The organism is Thermococcus profundus, from assembly GCF_002214585.1.
Taxonomy (GTDB): domain Archaea; phylum Methanobacteriota_B; class Thermococci; order Thermococcales; family Thermococcaceae; genus Thermococcus; species Thermococcus profundus.
Genome location: NZ_CP014862.1, coordinates 1,978,097 through 1,997,640, shown reverse-complemented (window position 1 = coordinate 1,997,640; position 19,544 = coordinate 1,978,097). Strand labels below are relative to the sequence as shown.

General features: G+C 53.7%; 22 protein-coding genes and 2 tRNA genes. 7 read left to right on the top strand and 17 right to left on the bottom strand.

The window, feature by feature from the left end:
• Positions 1–85 precede the first annotated feature (85 nt).
• Positions 86–649 (top strand): HdeD family acid-resistance protein, encoded by a 564-nt coding sequence (locus tag A3L09_RS10585; RefSeq protein WP_088858922.1) that lies wholly within the window; start codon positions 86–88, stop codon positions 647–649.
• Positions 650–828: 179 nt separating this feature from the next.
• On the opposite strand, the gene A3L09_RS10580 is transcribed toward A3L09_RS10585, so the two are convergent.
• Positions 829–1,401: a hypothetical protein gene (locus A3L09_RS10580; RefSeq protein WP_232473540.1), complete on the bottom strand. Its 573-nt coding sequence runs from the start codon at positions 1,399–1,401 to the stop codon at positions 829–831.
• Positions 1,402–1,727: 326 nt separating this feature from the next.
• Positions 1,728–1,804 (bottom strand) — tRNA-His (locus A3L09_RS10575).
• A 139-nt stretch (positions 1,805–1,943) separates the two neighbouring features.
• Between A3L09_RS10575 and taw3 the strand changes: the two genes are divergently transcribed.
• Positions 1,944–2,582, top strand: a complete 639-nt coding sequence (gene taw3 / locus A3L09_RS10570; RefSeq protein ID WP_088858920.1) for a tRNA(Phe) 7-((3-amino-3-carboxypropyl)-4-demethylwyosine(37)-N(4))-methyltransferase Taw3 — start codon at positions 1,944–1,946, stop codon at positions 2,580–2,582.
• Here taw3 and A3L09_RS10565 read toward each other — a convergent pair.
• The 3 genes from A3L09_RS10565 to A3L09_RS10550 all read right to left on the bottom strand — a co-directional run bounded on the left by A3L09_RS10565 (position 2,579) and on the right by A3L09_RS10550 (position 5,612).
• Positions 2,579–3,328, bottom strand: a complete 750-nt coding sequence (locus A3L09_RS10565; RefSeq protein WP_088858919.1) for a lipoate--protein ligase family protein — start codon at positions 3,326–3,328, stop codon at positions 2,579–2,581. The two genes, taw3 and A3L09_RS10565, sit on opposite strands and share 4 nt — an antisense overlap.
• Before the next feature lie 502 nt (positions 3,329–3,830).
• A tRNA-Ala gene (locus A3L09_RS10555) sits at positions 3,831–3,908 on the bottom strand.
• An 84-nt stretch (positions 3,909–3,992) separates the two neighbouring features.
• On the bottom strand, positions 3,993–5,612 hold the full coding sequence (locus A3L09_RS10550; RefSeq protein WP_088858917.1) for a metallophosphoesterase family protein: 1,620 nt from the start codon (positions 5,610–5,612) through the stop codon (positions 3,993–3,995).
• A 135-nt stretch (positions 5,613–5,747) separates the two neighbouring features.
• Here A3L09_RS10550 and A3L09_RS10545 point away from each other — a divergent pair, with 135 nt between their 5' ends.
• Positions 5,748–7,052 carry an NAD(P)-dependent malic enzyme gene (locus A3L09_RS10545; RefSeq protein WP_088858916.1) on the top strand — a complete coding sequence of 435 codons (1,305 nt, stop codon included), beginning with the start codon at positions 5,748–5,750 and terminating at the stop codon, positions 7,050–7,052.
• On the opposite strand, the gene A3L09_RS10540 is transcribed toward A3L09_RS10545, so the two are convergent.
• From A3L09_RS10540 to A3L09_RS10515, 6 genes are all read right to left on the bottom strand, one after another.
• On the bottom strand, positions 7,027–7,548 hold the full coding sequence (locus A3L09_RS10540) for a FumA C-terminus/TtdB family hydratase beta subunit (RefSeq protein WP_232473539.1): 522 nt from the start codon (positions 7,546–7,548) through the stop codon (positions 7,027–7,029). The genes A3L09_RS10545 and A3L09_RS10540 overlap by 26 nt on opposite strands.
• Entirely contained in the window at positions 7,539–8,399 is an 861-nt protein-coding gene (locus A3L09_RS10535) for a fumarate hydratase (RefSeq protein ID WP_088858915.1), read from the bottom strand. Before A3L09_RS10535 ends, A3L09_RS10540 begins: the two co-directional genes overlap by 10 nt.
• A gap of 131 nt (positions 8,400–8,530) precedes the next feature.
• Positions 8,531–9,445 carry a hydroxyacid dehydrogenase gene (locus A3L09_RS10530; RefSeq protein WP_088858914.1) on the bottom strand — a complete coding sequence of 305 codons (915 nt, stop codon included), beginning with the start codon at positions 9,443–9,445 and terminating at the stop codon, positions 8,531–8,533.
• Between the two features lie 11 nt (positions 9,446–9,456).
• Positions 9,457–10,104: a TIGR00153 family protein gene (locus A3L09_RS10525; RefSeq protein WP_088858913.1), complete on the bottom strand. Its 648-nt coding sequence runs from the start codon at positions 10,102–10,104 to the stop codon at positions 9,457–9,459.
• A 2-nt stretch (positions 10,105–10,106) separates the two neighbouring features.
• Entirely contained in the window at positions 10,107–11,036 is a 930-nt protein-coding gene (locus A3L09_RS10520) for a 2-dehydropantoate 2-reductase (protein ID WP_088858912.1), read from the bottom strand.
• 4 nt (positions 11,037–11,040) lie between these two features.
• Positions 11,041–11,577 carry a hypothetical protein gene (locus tag A3L09_RS10515; protein WP_088858911.1) on the bottom strand — a complete coding sequence of 179 codons (537 nt, stop codon included), beginning with the start codon at positions 11,575–11,577 and terminating at the stop codon, positions 11,041–11,043.
• 47 nt (positions 11,578–11,624) lie between these two features.
• Between A3L09_RS10515 and A3L09_RS10510 the strand changes: the two genes are divergently transcribed.
• From A3L09_RS10510 to A3L09_RS10500, 3 genes are read left to right on the top strand one after another with little or no spacing between them, the layout of a single operon-like run.
• On the top strand, positions 11,625–12,344 hold the full coding sequence (locus A3L09_RS10510) for an RNA methyltransferase (protein WP_088858910.1): 720 nt from the start codon (positions 11,625–11,627) through the stop codon (positions 12,342–12,344).
• Positions 12,331–12,867 carry a methylated-DNA--protein-cysteine methyltransferase gene (gene otg, locus A3L09_RS10505; protein ID WP_088858909.1) on the top strand — a complete coding sequence of 179 codons (537 nt, stop codon included), beginning with the start codon at positions 12,331–12,333 and terminating at the stop codon, positions 12,865–12,867. Before A3L09_RS10510 ends, otg begins: the two co-directional genes overlap by 14 nt.
• Positions 12,843–13,874 (top strand): tetratricopeptide repeat protein, encoded by a 1,032-nt coding sequence (locus tag A3L09_RS10500; RefSeq protein ID WP_088858908.1) that lies wholly within the window; start codon positions 12,843–12,845, stop codon positions 13,872–13,874. The genes otg and A3L09_RS10500 overlap by 25 nt, the downstream gene beginning before the upstream one ends.
• A gap of 34 nt (positions 13,875–13,908) precedes the next feature.
• On the opposite strand, the gene A3L09_RS10495 is transcribed toward A3L09_RS10500, so the two are convergent.
• The 3 genes from A3L09_RS10495 to A3L09_RS10485 form a co-directional block, all read right to left on the bottom strand.
• A complete protein-coding gene (locus tag A3L09_RS10495) occupies positions 13,909–14,274 on the bottom strand; it encodes a type II toxin-antitoxin system VapC family toxin (protein ID WP_088858907.1) in 366 nt (121 codons plus the stop codon).
• A complete protein-coding gene (locus A3L09_RS10490; protein ID WP_232473538.1) occupies positions 14,271–14,438 on the bottom strand; it encodes a transcriptional regulator in 168 nt (55 codons plus the stop codon). Before A3L09_RS10490 ends, A3L09_RS10495 begins: the two co-directional genes overlap by 4 nt.
• Before the next feature lie 279 nt (positions 14,439–14,717).
• Complete coding sequence (locus A3L09_RS10485; RefSeq protein ID WP_088858906.1) at positions 14,718–15,473, bottom strand: hypothetical protein; 756 nt, start codon at positions 15,471–15,473, stop codon at positions 14,718–14,720.
• A gap of 139 nt (positions 15,474–15,612) precedes the next feature.
• On the opposite strand from A3L09_RS10485, the gene A3L09_RS10480 reads away from it, so the two are divergent.
• A complete protein-coding gene (locus tag A3L09_RS10480; protein WP_088858905.1) occupies positions 15,613–15,951 on the top strand; it encodes a nascent polypeptide-associated complex protein in 339 nt (112 codons plus the stop codon).
• Here the strand turns inward: A3L09_RS10480 and A3L09_RS10475 are convergent.
• Genes A3L09_RS10475 through A3L09_RS10465 form a run of 3 tightly spaced genes read right to left on the bottom strand, consistent with a single transcriptional unit; the run spans position 15,948 to position 19,414 of the window.
• The gene (locus A3L09_RS10475; RefSeq protein ID WP_232473537.1) at positions 15,948–17,462 is read right to left on the bottom strand and encodes a HEAT repeat domain-containing protein; all 1,515 of its coding nucleotides are present in this window, start codon (positions 17,460–17,462) and stop codon (positions 15,948–15,950) included. The genes A3L09_RS10480 and A3L09_RS10475 overlap by 4 nt on opposite strands.
• A 43-nt stretch (positions 17,463–17,505) precedes the next feature.
• Complete coding sequence (locus A3L09_RS10470) at positions 17,506–18,207, bottom strand: dihydroorotate dehydrogenase electron transfer subunit (protein WP_088858903.1); 702 nt, start codon at positions 18,205–18,207, stop codon at positions 17,506–17,508.
• Positions 18,197–19,414 (bottom strand): dihydroorotase, encoded by a 1,218-nt coding sequence (locus A3L09_RS10465; RefSeq protein ID WP_088858902.1) that lies wholly within the window; start codon positions 19,412–19,414, stop codon positions 18,197–18,199. The genes A3L09_RS10470 and A3L09_RS10465 overlap by 11 nt, the downstream gene beginning before the upstream one ends.
• Positions 19,415–19,544 lie beyond the last annotated feature (130 nt).

Here is a 19,544-nt window from a genome sequence, read left to right as displayed (position 1 = left end):
CGGTAAGAGGAAATTTAATAACAAAAATACAGAAAAACTTTTAAGCCTTTAAACTTACCAATGGTGAAAATAAGGGGGTGATACAATGAAGTACGGAGAAGTTGAAAAGAACTGGGTCTGGATGCTCGGTCTCGGGTTGATATTCATAACCTTAGGAACCGCCGGATTAATGATCCTCCCGCTCCTCAGCATCACCAGTGTGGCTGTGTTCGGAGCGTTCATGATAGCCGGCGGAATTCTGCAGACAGTACAGGGAATCACTAAAGCCAAGGAGTGGAAGAGCAGAACCCTGCACATCGTTATGGGGGCCATCTACGTCCTTGGCGGCATATTCGCCGTGATAAATCCCGTACTCGCCACCGCAATATACGCGCTCTTCCTGGGGCTGGCTCTCATCTTCATCGGCTTCCTCAGGATTGCCGTGGCATTCCAGAACAGGGATGTATCCCAGTGGGCCCTTATGAGCCTTTCAGGGATCCTGACCGTCTTCCTCGGTCTGATGATAGTTCTTCAGTGGCCGTGGTCAAGCCTCTGGGCCGTTGGCCTGTTCATCTCGACGGATATGATACTGGCCGGTGCCAACTACATCGCGATAGCTTTAGCCGCCAAAACGGAACGCGACGCAGGGACGCGGGCGATAATGCATTGAATACCGATAATTCGCTCCATAGTCGTTCTTCTCTTTTTATCTTCAGCGCATTGTGGGGGTTCCTCTAGTTTGGGTTTCATGTCCCGACATTCTGATAAAGTGCCTTCCAGGATAGCCAAAATGTCTCAGTGGAGGTTTTGGTTTGAAGCGCACGGATAAAAATTGGGGGTCAAAAAGCCTCACCTTCTTCCGAGGGAGACCAGGAACGACCCTTCATCCTCTTTGCCCTTGTACTTTACCTTAAACGCTACCTTCTCGTAGTTATCTATCTTCCCCTCCTTGTGGAAGACCAGCATGCTACCGGCTCCTAGGTACCAGTAGAGCTCGCCGCTCTCGTGTGCTGGCCTCACATCGAAGGAGTAGTAGCTCAGGGACACTGACCTTGAGCAGTTGCTCTTTAGGACCCAGCCCTTCTCTTTTCCACCCCAGATCCAGAGATCCACACACCATCCGGGAGTCTCGAGGGTTATCGTAACGTTTCCGGCTCCCTCCTTGCTTGAGTGGATTATCAGATTGTTGTAGTACGGATTCAGGGCAACAACGTCTTTGTATGAAACGTCCCCTACTGTGAGATTGCGGATGAGGAGGGGCTGGCCCTTTGGGGAGGCGACCTCGAAGATGTTGGTGCCGTGGCTCATGATGGGATAGATCAACGCCCCCAGAATCCCGAGGAATACAACTGAGAATCCGAGCACTATAAAAACCTTTGTTTTATCTTCATATGATAGGCCCCGCAGTCCCACTATGACCACCAGGGCATTATTGGGTACACGGCCTTAAAAGATTTACTGGGAATTAAATCTTCTACCTTAGAACATTGAAATTTCATAGTCATATGGTCTTGTCGATAAAGTGCATAAGGGCATAAGAAGTTGGGGCTTTCACTTCTCTCTTTTAGGAAATTCAACTTTCTTTTAGAACCCAAAGGGTTGTTGTGGGAACCATCAGAATTGAGCGGATCAATGAGCAACTCCTGGGCTTGTTGAAGCGCATATTTTTTCCGCCAGCGCTCCTTGAGAAGCGAGGTTTCCCAAAGGTGTTGAGGCTCTGTCACAACATCCGTCAGAAAGGACTGTTCTGGGGCCGGGGCCGGGATTTGAACCCGGGCTAGGGGATCCACAGTCCCCTGTGCTGACCAGGCTACACCACCCCGGCCATCGCTAAAACCTTTTGGGTTAGCTTTATAAAGTTTTCGACACAACGGGCTGAAAGAGGGAGGAGATGCCTTTTACCTGCTACACTCCAGCTCTGAGGATGATTTCAGGGCAATTGGAAACCGTCAGGGGGTTGTAATATGAAAGCCAAGCGAGAAGCCCTTCAAAGTCTGTTCACGGCTATGAAAGAGGGAAAAGTTGACGAGGACATAATAGACCTTCTCCTGCTCATCAACTCAATCAAAGGAATATACACGACCTCCTCCTGCTCTGGGAGGATCGGCATCATCGAGGAACCAGCCCTCGGCGCGAAGCCCCTCTCCCGCTGGCTGATAAAGGTTCACAGGCTCATTGAATTTGAAGAAGCCAAGGAAGCCCTGGAAAACGCAAGAGAGGGCCTTATCTTCCTAAAGAGCCAGCCGCCTATTTTTCACATTGTCGCCGAGGATCTTGAAAGGGCCAAAAAGCTCCACGAACTCGGCCTCGCCTCAGGCTTCAAGTACACGACCTTCAAGGTTATCTCAAAGCGCTACCTCGTCGAGATAAACGCCACTGAGTACCTCACGGCCCCTCTGGGCAAGGACGGAAGAATCCTCGTGGACGACGAGTACCTCCGCTTCGCGGTTGAGCTGGGCAACGACATGCTGAAGCGCTCAAAGGGAAGGCTTCCGCGCCTTGAGAAGAACTTCCGAAAGCTGAGGGAAGAGCTTGGAACGGACGAGCTTTTCTACGAGCTTGCGGAGGAGTATAAAATTGGAGAAAACTGGAAGCTCCCCTAACGCATCTCGTTCCATTCCCTATTTCCGTACTTCTCCTCCACCAGCTTTTCTGCCAGTTCGAGCTCGTAGTCCGTCAGTTGGCCATCCTCAAGTTCAAAGGCATTGGCAAAGCTGTTTTTTAGGAGTTCGTAGGCCTCCCAGCGGGTTAGCTTTATCCCCTCGCGCTCCAGGGTTGTGACGCGCTCCCAGATGCTTGAAACTCCCTTATCCTTCAGCTTCTCCTTTGAAACTCTGAGAACCTTTCCGAGCACCTCCACCCTTGTCGCGTACATGAACGTGCCGTGCTGGAGGATAACCCCCTTCCTTCTCGTTTGAGCTGAGCCGCTTATCTTCTTCCCGTTCGCAACGATGTCGTTTAAACCGGAGAATCCAGCATCGAGGCCGAGCTCCTTGAGCGCATCCACGAGGGGGCCGGCAAGGTAGCGGTAGCTCTCCTCCACGTTCCTCAGGGCCGGGTGAAGGTCTTCGCCGGCTACGACGGAGTAAGTTATCTCGCCGAACTCATCGTGGAATACGCTTCCCCCACCGGTTATCCTCCTGACTATTGGAATTCCAAGCTTCTTTGCCTCGTCGAGGTTGACATCGTGGACGACGCTCTGGAAGCGGCCTATAGTAACTGAGCTGGGCGAGAAGGCGTACAGTCGAATCGTATCGGGGACCTCCCCCTCGATCCTCGCCCTCATTATAGCCTCGTCTATTGCCATCTGGACTTCAGGCCTAGCGACTATGAGGGGAATGAATCGCATCACCTTGACCACCAGGGTTAAAAACTCCCGGGTGCTTTTAAGTCCAGCGATGATGAGGCCCAAGCCCTCCTGAGGGGTGATGAGAGCGGTCACCACTGAGCGGCTTTCGTCCATTGTCCTCTTGTTTTGAAGCTTGTTAATGGGCAATGTTAGGTGAAATTCATACATTTTGGATTGTGTGTTGTGAAACTCCGCATAGGATAGCGATTCTAGAAGAAACCATGACCTTAATCAAACTTTTGGAAAAAGCTTGACCAAAAGTGTGCCCTTCTTTTGAATTTGCTCCTTGGTGAATGTATGCTCGCTCAGAAGGCAAGCTCGCGCGGGTTTAATCTCAAACTTTCTCATTAATTGTGATTTTAACTTTCTTTTTAGTGCCTTTCGGGCACTATATTGTGAGGAAATCGCAAAGAATGACAAATTTACAAGTAACCCCCGAAGAAAAGGCATTTTCAAAAGCATACCAACTTTCTGTCAGTGCTTTCGTAAGAAAGGGCTGTTGTGGTGGACCGGGCGGGATTTGAACCCGCGGCCTCCGCCTTGCGAGGGCGGCGCTCATACCAGGCTGAGCTACCGGCCCGCACCCGGTATTAGTGAACCCGCCCGAGCTTTAAAAAGTTTTGGTATGGGCACAGGGGTTAAAAACAAAAAGCCAAGGGGGTTTTCACGGTTCCACCTTGACGGGTTCTACGCTTATCGTCCCGTTGGCCCCCATGTCGAGCCTTACGTAGTGGTAGAAGCCCCCCTGATCCTCCGACGCGTAGAGGGGAGCCCCTCCTCCGCCGGTTATGAGCATCTGAACCCCGTCCTCTTCGCCGTACCAGTAGATGTGGATGTGGCTGAAGATCCCAAAGGCGTTGTATTCCTTCATCAAGCTGAGGAGTTTCTGACCGTCCTTGGGGTTCATCGCGTGGTGTCCGTTCGGCCTCGGGTCTATCGGCGGGGCGTGGAGTATTACAACCGGCCTCTGCCCTTTCGAGACGGCGAGCTTCATCTGATCCTCAAGCCACTGGAAGGTCTTCTCGCTGAGGCCGTAGTTCTCCTCCACGTCGTTGAGGATTATGTAGCGGTAATTTCCGAGGGAGAAGGCGTAGTTGTCCGGTCCAAAGAGCATGTGGAAGATGTTTATCCCCTCACCGTTGTACTCGTGGTTTCCTGGTGCCACGAATATCGGCCTGTTCCACTTCCACTCCTTCATGAGGTCGACCCACTCGTCCAGCTCCCCGGTGTAGACGAGGTCGCCGCCGTCGATGATGAAAATTCCCTCGTCGGAGTTCATCCTATCCCTTATCTTGAGGAACACCGCTGGAGGCTTCGTTCCCCCGCCCGGCCTGTGGTCGCCGAATGCGAGTATCCTGTAGTTTTCAATGGGCTTTGCCTCCACCCTGAAGGATGCGTTGGAAGTTGTGAACTTAACCCACGTGTCCCCCTTTTCGGCCCCTTCTGGGAGCTGGAGCACCTCTGGGTTGGTGTTCTCAATGACGTACGTGAGTTTTGCCCCGGTTGAGTTCTTGACCTCCACACTGACGTTGAAGCCGAGGGCGTGGATGTAAATGGTAGAGCCGTTGACGAGCCTTATGAAGCCGCCCTTAACGGTGACGTTCTCCCCATCGACGACGCGCCAGTAGTAGATGAAGGGCTCTGTGAACTTGAGGGTTGTGAGGTACCAGCTCTCGCCTTCCTCCTGAATTCCGTCCCAGTCGTTGTCCCCTATCACCTTCAGGACAACCCCTTCGAACTCGCGGTCTCTGAAGACGTTTTCGGGTTTCTCCTTTCCTTCCTTCAGCTTCATTGCGTATTCGATGGCCGCCCCTGCACCGGCCTTGCTGGTTCCAGTGAAGACGAAGTACGACTTCCCATCGCTGTTGAACACGGCGAATACTCCCTTATCCGGGCCCACGAACTTGACGCTTGAGGTGTAAACGATGTACCCGAAGTAGTCCCTTACCGTCATGACTATCGGCCGGCCCCTCATGAGCGGGCGGGCGTCCTGGGGTGAGAGTACCGCCACTCCCCCCTTGTACTCGCTAACCGGAAGGATCTGCGCATTTGGGAAGTAGTGTTTTGCTAGGTCTTCGTATCCACTGCTCACGTACACCTTTGAAGTATCCGCCAGCTCGGCCCACTTTTCGAGCACCTGGCCCTTTCCGTATGCGTTGAAGTCTATTCCTCCGGTTTGGGGGCTGGAGGTGGTTGGGCTTTTGGATGATTCGCTTTGAGAGCCCATACATCCCGCGGTTGCAACAATAAAGGCGAGCAGGATCGAAAGGAGCACCCTTTTCATGGACTTCACCTTTCCTGGAGTACCGCCCCAGCTTAAAGTACTTTTGCATGTGCCTCTCTGAACAAATTTGAGTTTATTTTCCACTGGAAACGGAGAGCTTTTAACTCATACCAGTCAAGTCACTCCGGTGATGTCATGAAGCCGCTCGACCTTCACAGGAACAACTTCCCCGGCAACGGGAAGATTGAAGTCATCCCCAAGATCCCGCTCACGGATGAAACGCTATCACTCGCCTACACTCCAGGCGTCGCCGAGGTCTCCCGGAGAATAGCTGAGAACCCGAATGAAGTCTTTGACTACACCAACAGAGGCAACACCGTGGCGGTCGTCAGCGACGGGACGAGAGTCCTCGGTCTTGGCGACATCGGACCCCTCGGGGCCCTCCCCGTGATGGAGGGAAAAGCTCTCCTTTTCAAGGCCTTCGGCGGCGTCGATGCCTTTCCCCTAGTCCTGGCGGAGAAAGACCATGATAAGTTCATTGAGGCCGTAAAGGCGGTCTCCCCCTCCTTCGGCGGGATAAACCTCGAGGACATAGCCTCCCCCAAGTGCTTCTACATCCTGGAGAGGCTGAGGAAGGAGCTTGACATTCCGGTTTTCCACGACGACCAGCAGGGAACGGCCAGCGTCGTTCTGGCGGCCCTGATGAACGCCCTGAAGTTCGTTGGCAAGAGGCTCGGCGAGGTAACGGTTGCCCTCTTCGGAGCGGGGGCCGCCGGGTTCGCGGTGTTAAGGCTCATCACGAAGGCTGGAGTAAGGCCTGAAAACGTCCGCGTCGTCGAGCTGGTTGAGGGAAAGCCAAGGATTTTGACGCCTGACCTGCCCCTCGAGGAGCTCTTCCCCTACAGGGGTTACCTCTTGGAGAAGACCAACGGGGAGGGGCTCAGCGGCGGCCCCGAGGAAGCGTTGAAAGATGCCGACGTCCTCATATCATTCACCAGGCCGGGACCGGGGGTCATAAAGCCCGAGTGGGTGGAGGGGATGGCCGACGATGCCGTGGTCTTCCCCCTGGCTAACCCAACCCCCGAGATACTACCAGAGGAGGCCAAAAAGGCCGGGGCGAGGATAGTCGCCACCGGAAGAAGCGACTACCCCAACCAGGTGAACAACCTCCTCGGCTTTCCAGCTATATTCAGGGGGGCGCTCGACGTTAGGGCCAGAACGATAACCGACGGGATGATAATCGCGGCTTCAAAGGCGATGGCTTCCTTGGTGGAGCCGAGCGAGGAGGAGATAGTGCCTTCCCCGTTCCACCCGGAGGTTCACCCGAAGGTGGCTAGGGCCGTTGCGGAGGAGGCCATGAGGGAGGGAGTAGCCAGGAGGAAGGTCAAGGGGAAGGAAGTGGAAGAGAATCTGAGAAGGTGGAGGGAGTTCTATTCAGCGTTCATCGAGCCATTGAACGAGAAAAGAAAGGCCTTTAGCGGTAGAGGGAGTTCCCCCTAGAGTCTATGGCCACAAGCAGCGGGAAGTCCTCCACCTCGAGAACCCATACCGCCTCAGGAATTCCGAGTTCCTCGAGCCAGTAGACATCGACCACCCTCTTTACGCTCTCCGCGGCCAGAGAGCCCGCCCCTCCGGTGAAGGCCAGGTAAACGGCGCGGCCTTTGAAAGGTTCAACCTCCATGCCGCCCTTTCCGATTATCCCTCTAACACCCAGGGACAAGATATCATCGAGGTAGGGGTTCATCCTCGCACTCGTGGTCGGGCCTGCTGAAACTATCCCCCAGTCTTCATCCTTTCTCCTGACGACCGGCCCGCAGTGGTAGATGACGGCCCCCTCAATGTTAAACGGGAGCTCCCCCTTTTCTGCCAGTCGGAGAATCTTCCTGTGGGCGGAGTCCCTGGCCGTGTAGATGGGCCCGGAGAGGTAAACGACCTCACCGGCCCTGAGGTTTAAGACGTCTTCCACCCTCAGCGGTGTCTTCAGCTTCACTGCCAAAGCTCGACCCTCCCGTCGGCTTTTATCCTGATGAACGCCCTCCTGTTGGCCCAGCACTGGACAGCCAGACCTACTGGAAAGCTCGCCGGATGCCTGTGGGCGACCTCGATTTTAACGTCGAGCGCTGTCGTCTTTCCGCCCATGCCCATGGGGCCTATTCCGAGGGAGTTGACCTCTTCGAGCAGCTCCTCCTCCAGCTCGGCTATTCTGTCATCTGAGTTCCTCTCGCCGATCCTTCTCAGCAGGGCCTTTTTGGCCAGCTTGAGCGAGTGGTCGGCGCTTCCGCCGACGCCAACACCCAGGACAACCGGCGGGCAGGGCTTCCCGCCGCACTCCATAACCCTCTCAAGGACGAAGCGCTTCACGCCCTCCCAGCCTTCGGCTGGAGTCAGCATAGCTAAAGCGGAGCAGTTCTCGCTTCCCCCTCCCTTGGGGAAGACCGCCACCTCGACCTCGTCCCCTCTAGTCAGCTCCCAGTGGATTATGGGAACCTCCTTTCCCGTGTTGTCGCCGGAGTTTCTGCCAGTTAGAACGTCCACCGAGTTAGGTCTGAGCGGCACTTCTATGGTGGCCTTCTTCACTGCCTCCAGAACGGCGGCCTCGATTTTTCCGAGGTGGGGGCTTTCAACGCCGGCCCTCACGAAGAAGGTCATGGTTCCAGTGTCCTGGCAGACCGGTATCGAGCGGTCCCTCCCGATCTCGATTGCCATGAGGATGTTGCCGAGGTTGAACCTCGCTACTTTGCTCTCCTCGCTTTCGTAGGCCCGCCTCAGGGCGGAAACGGTATCGTCCGGAATCCTCGTAACCGCGAGTTTGATGGCCTCAACGATGGGATGAACGAGGGCTTCCAATGGACACTCACCTGTTAAAAATTCATGATGGATTTAAAATAGTTTGCCATTAGAAGCGCAACGATCTTCACCATTATATAAACTTTCCATTAAAAGTTCCTCACTATACTGATAAATTGAAAAAGAGGGGATCAGCCCTTGAGAATCTCTACTATCTGCTCGGCAACCTGGACGCCGGCCCTCATCTGGGCCTCAACCGTTGAGGCCCCTATGTGTGGAGTTAGAACGACGTTGTCGAGCTTGGTTAGCGGGTGGTCTGCAGGGAGCGGCTCCTCCTCGTAGACGTCGAGGCCGGCGCCTGCGATCCAGCCCTCCTGGAGGGCCTTTACGAGGGCGTTGGTGTCAACGACTGCACCCCTTGCCGCGTTGATGAGTATCGCGGTGGGCTTCATGAGCTTGAGCCTCTCCTCATTGATTAGGTGGTAGGTCGCATCGATGAGCGGGACGTGGAGCGTAACGACGTCGCTCTCCTTCAGGAGCGTCTCGAGGTCGGCGAACCTCCCTCCAACTTCCTTCGCCCTCTCCTCGTTCGGGTAGGGGTCGTAGAGGAGGACTTTCATACCAAGGGCGTTTGCGATCTTTGCCACCTGGTATCCTATTCTTCCGAAGCCGACGATTCCGATCGTCTTGCCCTCGAGCTCGATTCCCATAGCCTGCTTCTTGGCCCAGACGCCTTCCCTCATCTTCCTGTCGGCGAAGGCGATCTTCCTTGCCACGTTGAAGGTCAGCGCTATCGCGAGCTCGGCGACACTCCTGCTCGAAGCGCCGGGGCTGTTGACTACTTTGATGCCCCTCTCCTTGGCGGCGTCGAGGTCTATGTTGTCCAGCCCGACGCCGGCCCTCCCGATGACCTTGAGCTTCGGAGCGGCTTCGATGACCTTTCTGGTCACCTTGGGCTTGCTCCTGACTATTATGGCATCTACGTCCCCGACGAGCTGAACGAGCCTCTCTTCATCGGGGTACTCCTCATAAACGATCTCAAGACCTGCTTCTTTCAGAACCTCTATCGCCTTTTCGTGCAGCGGCGCCGCAACAAGAACCTTCATCTTCTACCACCTCATCCCCTTCTTTTGACGGACATGAGCAGTACCTGGTCGGATGCATCCTCGGCGCGGTCGGCTATGTCGCCGATCTTCGTGAGGATCTGGTTCCATATCAGCTTCGCGTAAGTGCTTATCTCCTCGCTCTCAAAAACCTTCCTCTTGAGCTCGTACTCAATCTTATCCGCTGCCTCTTCTGCATCTTCCACGGCTTTGGCTAGTTCCATAGCTTGATCCACGTCAGTGTTGAGGGCCTTCACGGCATCCATCAGAATTTCGTAGGTTTTTATTCCGGCGTCGATGAGCTCCATGAACTCCTCCCTCAGCTCCGCAGGCACCTTTGGCCTTGCTAGGATTATAGTGTGGGCCGCGCTCTCGGCGGCGTCCGCGACCTGATCCACGAGCTCGCTCAGCCTTACGTAGTCCCCCCTGTTTGCGGGCAGAAAAGCCCCCTCGTAGAGCATCATCTCTATGCTCCTTCTGAGCCCATCGGCTTTCGTCTCGAGCTCATTGACCTCGTTCTCAAATTTCTCGGCCTCGCTTACTTTCCCATCTATATAACTCTCCACTAGGGCCCGGAAGGCGGTTAGGGTCTCTCTAACAACGTTCAGGTGATCCTCCAGGGTGTTGAAGACGTCGTTTTCCTTTCCTCCGAATATCCCCATTTTCATCCCCCGTCAGTGTTTCTTGCTTCGGGTTTATCTATTTTTGCCTCCTTGGCCTTGACAAGGGCCCAGATGAGCTCGTTTCTGGGGGCTTCGAGGCCCACCAATTGGGCGTATTCCACTATCTTGCCGTTTATGTAGTCGATCTCTGTTTTCCTTCCCCGCATTATGTCCTGGAGGGTTGAGTTGTAGTTCTCCCGCGTCCTCTCGATGGTGTCCCAGAGGAGCTCAAGTGGATGTACCTCAAACTCTATCCCAAGCTGTTGGGCGGTTATACACCCCTCCCTGGCTACTTCAACTGATATCCCCTCCAGGTATGGGTTGTCCTTCAGGAAGCCGTTTCTGACCTCCAGGACGGTCCCTAGCCCGTTTATGACCGAGTTCACTATGGCCTTTGCCCACTTCCAGCCGACGGCGTTCTCTGTGGTGTGGGTCTCTATCCCTGCACGGTTGAAGGCCTCAGCAACCTCCTCTATGAAGGGGTCGATCCCCGTGGGGTACTTTCCTATTACGGTTATTCCCTTTCCAGTCCACCGAACTTTTCCCCAATCCGTCAGCATTGCTCCGTTGGTCGTTATCCCCCCGATGACCCTGTCGGTGTACTTTAAGGCCAGCTCCTCGTTTCCCAGCCCGTTCTGGAGGCTCATTATCCACGTTTCTCGTCCTATGCAGTGCTTTGCGCACTCGAGTGCGGTTTTGGTTGAGTAAGATTTGACGGTCAGAAGAAGAAGGTCCGGGGGTTCCTTGGGGGCCAGGGTCGTTGCCTTTGGGTATACCCTGAATTCTTCCATCCCGGTAACCAGGAGGCCTTTTTCTTTCACTGCCTTTACGTGCTCCTCCCTTCCTATCAACGTTACCTCATGGCCTCCCCTAGTGAGCAGTGCCCCCAGGAGAGAGCCTATGGATCCGGCACCGAGGACGTAGACCTTCACACGATCACCTCAGGAGCTTTCTAAGGTGGTGGAGGGAGTATAGCATCAGCGCCAGGGCCGCCCAGCTGGACGTCTCGGGCCCTTCGCCTGTTGCCATGAAAACGGCAGAGGCCACGAGGAGCCCCCCTCCTGAAATCCCTCTGTTGCTTGATAGTATCCCCAGGGCGACCAGGAGCCCCACAACCTTAAAATCAAGTCTGGGGGATAGGATGGAGGCGTAGGCAACTGCTCCCGCGGCAACCGCATTTAAAGCCCTTTCCCACAGCTTTACGGGTTGTTTTTCCACCCTCACTGGCATCGCCAGAAAAGCCGCCGCCATTCCTACCAGCGCCAGGTAACTTCCAGTCAGGATCCACTCAACAAAAGATCCCCCAAAGAGCGACGCCGCACCGTAAGAGAATCCCCTTCTCCTGAGCGCGGCAAGGGAAAGAACGCCGTAGGGGAGGACGTAGATCACCTTGTCCCTCGGGATCCATGTGAGCAGATAGGCCATTATCAAAAGTCCGAGTGTGAATGGAATCAGTTCGGGTCTTTTGCCCATCCTTCCACCGGAAGCCATTTAATCGTCTTCCCTTATATTTTATTCGTATGAACGCCGCGGTAGTTCTGGTGGAGCCAGAGGGACCTGCAAACGTTGGCATGGTTGCGAGGACTATGAAGAACTTTGGATTCTCCCAGTTAGTCCTCGTCAATCCCAACCTTACGGAGGAGAGCTACGCCTATGCCGTCCATGCAAAGGACGTGCTCGATAGCGCCGTTATCCTGGATAGCTTCGAGGATGCCCTCGAACTCTTCGACCTTGCCGTCGGAACCACCGGAAAGCCCGGGAAGAACTACATTCCTGACAGAGCCCCTATAATGCCCTGGGAGCTGAGGGAAACCCTCGAAGGCTACTCCGGAAGGGTGGGCCTCTTCTTCGGCAGGGAGAGCATAGGGCTGAAGAACGAGGAGCTGGCGAAAATGGATCTCACGGTGACCGTGCCGACGAGCGAGGCTTACCCAATCATGAACCTCGCCCAGTCCGTCGCGGTGATCCTATACGAGCTGTTCAAGAGGAAACCTGAGCCGGCAGTTGAGGCGCTAAAACCCGCCACCAGGAAGGAGAAAGAGAAGCTGGTTGAAACCTGGGCGGGGCTTCTTAGGGCCCTCAACTATCCTAAGGACGCTGAACGTAGGGAGGTCTTCATCAGGGTCTTCAGGCGGTTCGTTGGAAGGGCCGTCCTCTACGGAAGGGAGGTTCACACGTTGATGGGGCCTCTGAGGAAGGCACGGATTAAGCTGGAGGAATGCCACAATGCTGAGCGTTGAAAGATTTGAGATCGCTGGAAGGAGCGTCTGGATAGCTGTCCTTTGGAGGGAGAGAATCCAGGGGATAACTTTCGCTCTCGATGAGGAGCAGTTCGAGAGGAACATAGAGCGCGTTGCGGCTTTTTTGAAGAGGCGGGGAGTGAAGGTGGATCTAACCCAAAAGGCGTCTGATTATCCGAGCTTAGTCCGCGACGTCGTCATTGGACGGATAGATAACTCAGAGGTTCTTCCCGAGCTGTCATTCGAGGGCGTTACACCGTTCGAGAGGCGCGTTTACGAATGGCTCACGAAAAACGTTAAAAGAGGTAATGTTATAACCTACGGTAGCCTTGCCGGAGCCCTCGGCACGTCACCGCGGGCCGTCGGAGGGGCCATGAAGCGGAACCCGTATCCTATAGTAGTTCCATGTCACAGGGTAGTGGCTAGGGACGGAATCGGCTACTACACCCCAAGGCTTGATGAAAAAGTGTTCCTGCTGGAAATAGAGGGGGTGAAAAGATGGACAAACTCAAAGCTTACCTAATAGGCTTTTTAATAGCGGTAATAGCCATAGCGGCTGGAATAGTCTGGTACGGCGGCTGGAAGCTTCTGCTGCAAGTCATTCTAGTGCTCGGCTTCCTCGGTGTTACCCTAATGTTGCTGTTCTTCACGGGGCTGACGTTCTACGCCGAGAGCTGGAAGTACGGGGCGATACTGGCGGTTTTCACAGTGATAAGCGGCTACGGCCTCTATCTCAGCTGGGTCTGGAAGAACCTCGAAGTGGTTGCTGGGATAATCGTCTTCTTCATAGCGGTGGTTGCCTTCGGCATCTGGTACATCAGCGAGCCCGACCTCGGCTTAGTCGACCGCTTCAAGAGCGCCGAGAGCCTTGAAAAGGCCGGGAAGTACAAGCAGGCAGCCAGAAAGTACGAGAAGGCTGGCAACTATCTCAAGGCCGCGGAGATGTATCTGAAGCTCGGCTGGATGGAGAGCGCCGCCTGGGCCTACGAGAAGGCCGGAGAGTACGCGAAGGCCGCCGAAATATACGAGCAGCTATATGAGAAGGAGAAGGACACATACTACCTCAAGGAGGCCCACGAGTACTGGAAGAAGGCTGGCGATATGGAGAGGGCAGCGAAGGCCCTTGAGCGCTATGCAGAGGAAGAACCCTGGTTCTGGGAGGACGTAGCTAAGCTCTACGAGGAGCTCGGAAACGAGGAGAAGGCGAGGGAAGCATGGGAGAAATCCCTTGAGTACTACAAGGGCGAGGCCCAGGAGGAAGGAGTATTCTGGGAGGACGTTGGGAACATAGCTAGAAAGCTCGGTATGGAAGACCTCGCCAGGGAAGCGTATCAGAAGTTCCTCGAGTACTGCCTGAAGGAAGCTGAGGAAGACCCGATGTGGTGGAAGCACGTTGCTGAGGCATACGAGTACCTTGGCGAGAAGGAGAAGGCGGAAGAGGCCAGGAAGAAGTACGAGGAGTACAGGCAGAAGATCATGAAGGCGAACGAGGAGACCTCGAAGTTCCCGGAGGAAGAGAAGAAGGAGTGAGTTTGCTCCGTTTTCTACCTCCCTTTATTTGAATCTAAAACACCCTTTTCACGTCAACTTTATCGAAGTCCCTGTCGTTTGAGAGGATAACCCCTACCCCGTGTGCCTTCATCGTGGCGTAGTGTATGGCATCGTCGAAGTCGAGCTTCTCGCATTCCTCAGCCATTTTGATAATCTTAGGAGTTAAGGCGACGACTTTTACTCCCAAATCTTCCAAAACCTGACTTGTCCTAAGCTTAGCTCCCGAATGCAGGAGGAGGATGTAGAGCTTCCAGACGGTCAGTGCCGAGGTTATCATCCTGCCGTAGTGCTCCTCAACCAGTTCCTTCGCCCTCGGGCCGAACTGCTCGTTGGCTGTGAGAATGTAGTAAATCACGTTGACATCTACGTAAACCTTCAAAGCTCATCCCTCAGGAGCTTTTCCGTCTCTTTCTCAATCACCCTGTCAATCTCCTCGGCGTTCAGCTTCTCCCCCTTCACGATGCCCCAGTACTTCTCGATCTTTTTCCTGACGGGAATGAGAACTATCTCCCCGTTTCTCTCCTCAACGTAGAACTCCTTCACCTTCAGCTTCTTTCGCAGGGAGGCCGGAGATACAGCCTGCCGTTTTCATCCAGTCTGACAACTTCAGTGCTCATGGTAAAAGCTAAGGTTTTACCATTCAAGTGCCTTTTGGAAATTAGGATGGTGTGGGCGTCAGTAAACCTTGCCTTCATCTTCAAGTTCTTTTACTTCTCCTGAGGTTCTCTTTCATTCCGCTCTGCATATCTCCTCTCCATTTCGAAGGGGTCTTGGGGGAGAACTGCCAGAGGGGCCAATCCTATCATCCCTCTGATTGAGAAGTCATCGGAAGGAGGAGCCGGAGCTGGCTTTTCTGCTTCCCCCTATTCTCTTTACCTTTATCCTCTCGGGGCTCTTCTCCTCCGTTATCCAGAGGCGGTAGACCGCGGAGGTGAAGCCTTCCTCTGGGGATTTCACGAGGTAGATCTTCTCCTCTATATCCTCCCCCATCTGGGTCGAGGATATTATGACGTAGTCGCTTATTCCCGCGATCCATCCAGTAAATTTAGCTGAGACAACGTCCCTGTTTATCGGGAGTATTAGAACCGAGTCCGGTACGTCCTTTGAGCGGCCGGCTATGGTCTGGTTCAGTAGCTTTAGGGTTTCCATCTCTCCAAACATCAAAGCGGCCCCGTCAAGAGTGTTTATGAGCCTCACGGTTTTTCTGTTCTTTATGAGTGGCATTATGTGATCCCGGTATATCAGGTCTATCTTTGGGTTTATTGTTTCGGGGGAAACGTTGTCCACGTAGAACACGTTTTTCTTATCGTATCTGGCGCTGTACTTTGATCCAAAGACGTCTATTATGGCTAGATTGTCCTCGCTGAGCTCCTTCTCTATCTCCAACCCGACCTGTCTTGCCGATCTGCAGAGTCCCGGAATTGGGAGGTTGTAGTTGGATATGACCGCGAAACCTCCCTCCTGGATCTCCCTCTTGAGTATTGCGAATCCCATCATCCACGCCGATGAGTAGCCGTCGTAGATTATGCTCACTATTGACCCAGGTGATAATGGCTCCCTGAAGATCTGGGCCTTCACTCTAGACCCCCCGTCCCTCGCTTGGGGTATAATGTGACATTCATCTATTTAAACTGTTCGAAAAGGCCCGTTAAATGCCGGGCAACGCAATCTACCAACCTTTTTAAAATCCTCCTCCAATTTCTTCCAGGTGATAGTTATGATGGGGATGAACCCAAGGCAGATGAGGAAGCTCATGAAGCAGATGGGCATCAAGATGGAGGAGCTTGAGGGCGTTGAGGAGGTAGTTATCAGAATGCGAGGAAAGGAGATAGTTCTCAGGGATCCCGCGATAACGGTCATCACGGCTCACGGCGAAAAAAGCTATCAGATAGTTCCCGGAAGCGAGGAAGTCCGTGAGGTTCTAGAGATACCAGAGGAGGATATAAAGCTCGTCATGGAGCAGGCAGGAGTTGACTATGAAGCGGCGAAGAAGGCCCTGGAGGAGGCAAAGGGAGACCTTGCAGAGGCAATTCTGAAGCTCGCGGAAGAGTCTTAGTCGCTTTCCGTTTCTCCTCCCTTCATCCGGATGAGGTCATCGATCAGGTCTATGAGTGATGCTATTATGTTGTCGTACTTCCCTCCCTCCTCCCCGTAGATCTCCTTCAGCACGTTTTCCAGCCGTACCAGGGTCTCGTAGTCCAGGTCTATCAAGCTCTGTGCTTCCCGTGCCATGAAGCGGAGTGTCGTAGCACGCGATTCCTTCCTCCGTAGGAGGCCCTCTAAAATGTTTACTATAGCCATTTGGAACTCCGGCGTTGGCATACGCTTCTGAAGTGCCTGGATCAGCTCAAGGGCCCCCTCTATGTCAGGTTCCCTGTTCGACTTCAGGAGAACGTCGAGGAGGGAGGTGAAGAACTGGGCCGTTCCTGGGTAGAGGGAGTATATTTCGGCGAGGGTTTCAGCGGCGGTGCTCCTGGCCCAGGGGTTCCTGCTCTTCAGGAACTCCCCCAGAACAGGAAGCACCGAGTATGCGTCGGTGGGGGTGAGCTGGGATGCAGTCTTCGAGAGGACCCAAAGTGCATCCATTCGCCTTGTTGGATCGTCGGAGTTCAGCATGTCTATTATCATTGACATGACTATGGGATCGATTTTTGCAAGTTCCGCCACTATATCCGTCTTTCCTGCATCGAGCAGTTTTTCAACGTCCTCAGGCCCGTACTCGCTTATCTCAAGCTTCTTCTTGACTTCCTCGGGAGTTAGGGTCTCCTCTTCTTCACCGCTTACTTTCTCGAGCTTCTCCAGCAGAAGGCTGGCCTTGGAGGCCAATCGGACGCTGTTTTTTATCTTACTTATCTTTTTTACTGCTTTTATCTTGTTCCTCTTCGTCAGCATCTCCGGCCTTGAGAGCATTCTGTCTATCGAGAGGAGCGCCCTCTCCTGAATGTACGGGTCAACGTGATCTACCAGATCTACCATCTTGTCAAATATTTCATTGAACACCTTTGAATCCTCCGTTCTGTATGCCATCTCTGTCAGGGCCGTTATCGCAGCGCTCTGAACTTGTCTATCCTCTGAGGAGCGGATGAGGGAGAAGAGCCACCCTATAAGCTTCTTGGCTATCCTCACTACCTTTGCACCCGCTTTTCCTAGGCCCTCTGAGGCGTATTCGCTGAGTATGGGTGCTCCCCTCTTGATTATCTCAACGAGTGCGTCCGTTATCTTGTCGTAATCCTCTTCGCTTATCCCACCCGTCTCAAGGAGGAGGTTCAGGACTTCCAGGGCCTTTAGGGACACTCTCTCGTTTTTATCCCTGGCCAGCTCCACCAGGTCATCGACGACGAGGGAGATTCTCTCTGGATTTAGCGAATTTGCCTTGAGTAGCTCTTTGATCACCTGCAGGGCGTTGGTTCTCACCATTGGATTTTTATCGTGGAGCAGATCTAGAAGAATTTGGAACGCTTTGTCGTAAGTTCCCGCGAGATTCACGACTTCTTTAATGTTCCATGCCATTAAATCCCGCCGAATGCCATCCTTATCGAGTATTATCTCCTCCCTACCCATGACCATCCCTAATTTAAGCCTACGGTGCTTTTTGATTTAAGTCTTTGGTTTATATAACTCCCCTGAGGAGCTCCCCCCTGAAGACTGGACCGTCCCTGCACACCAGGTACTTCCCGAGGTTACAGCTCCCGCACACACCGATGCCGCACTTCATATACCTCTCCATAGACACCTGCACCCTCTCGTAGTTCATTACTTCAAGGACGGCTTTCAGCATGGGCTCCGGTCCGCAGGCATAGACCTGTTCGACTTCACCTTTTATTTCCCTAAGACCGTCCGTTGGATAACCCCTTCTGCCAGTGGATCCGTCGTCGGTGAAAATGACTATCTCATCGACGTAGTTCTCTATGTCAAGGAGGGCTAGTTCATCGGAAGTTCTTGCCCCATAGAGAAGTATCTTTTCTTTGAATCTGTCTCCCCAGAGCTTTGCCAGGGCGTATATAGGTGGGATCCCTATCCCCCCTGCGACGAGAGCTACCCTTTCTCCAACCGGTTCAAAACCCTTCCCGTAAGGGCCCCGTACCCAGAGGGAGTCCCCCTCCTTCAGTTCGAAGAGTCTGGAAGTGAACGGCCCCACCTTTTTGACGATGAGGGTATCCCGATCTGCCAAGCTGAACGGCTTCTCTCCTGCTCCTGGTAGCCACACCATAACGAACTGTCCCGGCTCGAACTGGAATCCTCTATCAAACTTGAAGACTCTGACGCTATCTGCCGCTTCAAATACCTCATTGATGAGCACCTTAGCGTACATCTATCCTAACCCCCCGTGGCTTTCCAGTTATCTCATCCTCTTCCATGACGACTTCACCACGAAGCAGGGTCATTACGGCCTTCCCCCTGAGCCTCTTCCCTTCCCATGGGCTCCATTTCGCCTTTGTGTAGAACTCCTCGGGCTTCACGATCCACTCCCTCTTTAGATCGACTACCGTGAAGTCTGCATCTGCGCCGAGCCTGAACCCTTTGTTCCTTATCCCAAATACCCTAATTGGGTTGAGGTGCATCTTTTTCACTATGTCTGTTATGCTCAACAGGCCCCTGTTTACCCCATCAAGAAGAAGGGCCACTTCTGTCTCCAGACCCGGGATCCCCGCGGCTCCTTCTTTCTTGTCTTCGATGGTGTGTGGGGCATGGTCGCTCGCTATTATGGGTATTCTGCGGAAGTTCTCCCACAGCGTCCTTATGTCATCTTCCCCTCTGAGAGGGGGATAAACCTTCAGGAGCCCGTTCCTCTCATAATCCCCCCTGCTGAGGAATAGGTGATGGGGAGTCACCTCAAAGCTGACCCATGGCAGGTTTGAGCGTGTAACAGCTTTTATCGCCCCTCCGGTTGATACATGGCAGATGTTAAGGGGCTTTCTCAGCTTCTCTGCCGCCAGCAGTACTCGCTCCACTGCCTTTATCTCTGCCTCTGGCGGCCTCTCCGGCCTTTTTTGAATTGTCCTCGCATCTTCGGCATGGACGCTCACAACACCCGGCGCACAGGAGTAGTCACTCTCGAAGTCCTTAGAATAAATCCCCCCAGTGGACGCGCCCATGAACACCTTGAAGAAGTCAGCACCGCTCATCTTGGCGTCTTCACAGTTGTTGGAGACCAGAAAACCCATTGCGTAGTCGGAATAAGCTCGTCCCCTGAAAGTGTGCTCCCTTCTCTCAAAGGTTTTCAGGTCCATTATCGGCGGTCTCGTGTTTGGCATATCAAAAACTGTGGTTATGCCCCCGTGTATTGCCGCTTTCGTCCCGCTTTCGATTGTTTCCTTGTGCTTCTCTTCAAAATCTCTGAGGTGGACGTGGACGTCTATTAATCCTGGAAGGATAAGGTCCTCCCCAAGGTTCAGAACTTCCTCTCCCCTTAGAAGGCCTGTGGAGATAGCCCGAATCTTTCCATCGTCGATTCCAACGCTCCCTCTAAAGATGCCCTCTTCAGTTACGAATTTTCCCGCGATCACAAGCTCGTGCATGAGAGCCCGCAAGACGTTTGGGGGTTGTCTTTAAAAAAGCTTTTGGATTTCGACTAAGATCTTCCTCCTTTTCGTTGATCGACGCCACAGAGCTTTATCCCTAACGGGGATAACCTCCTGAGTATCGTAA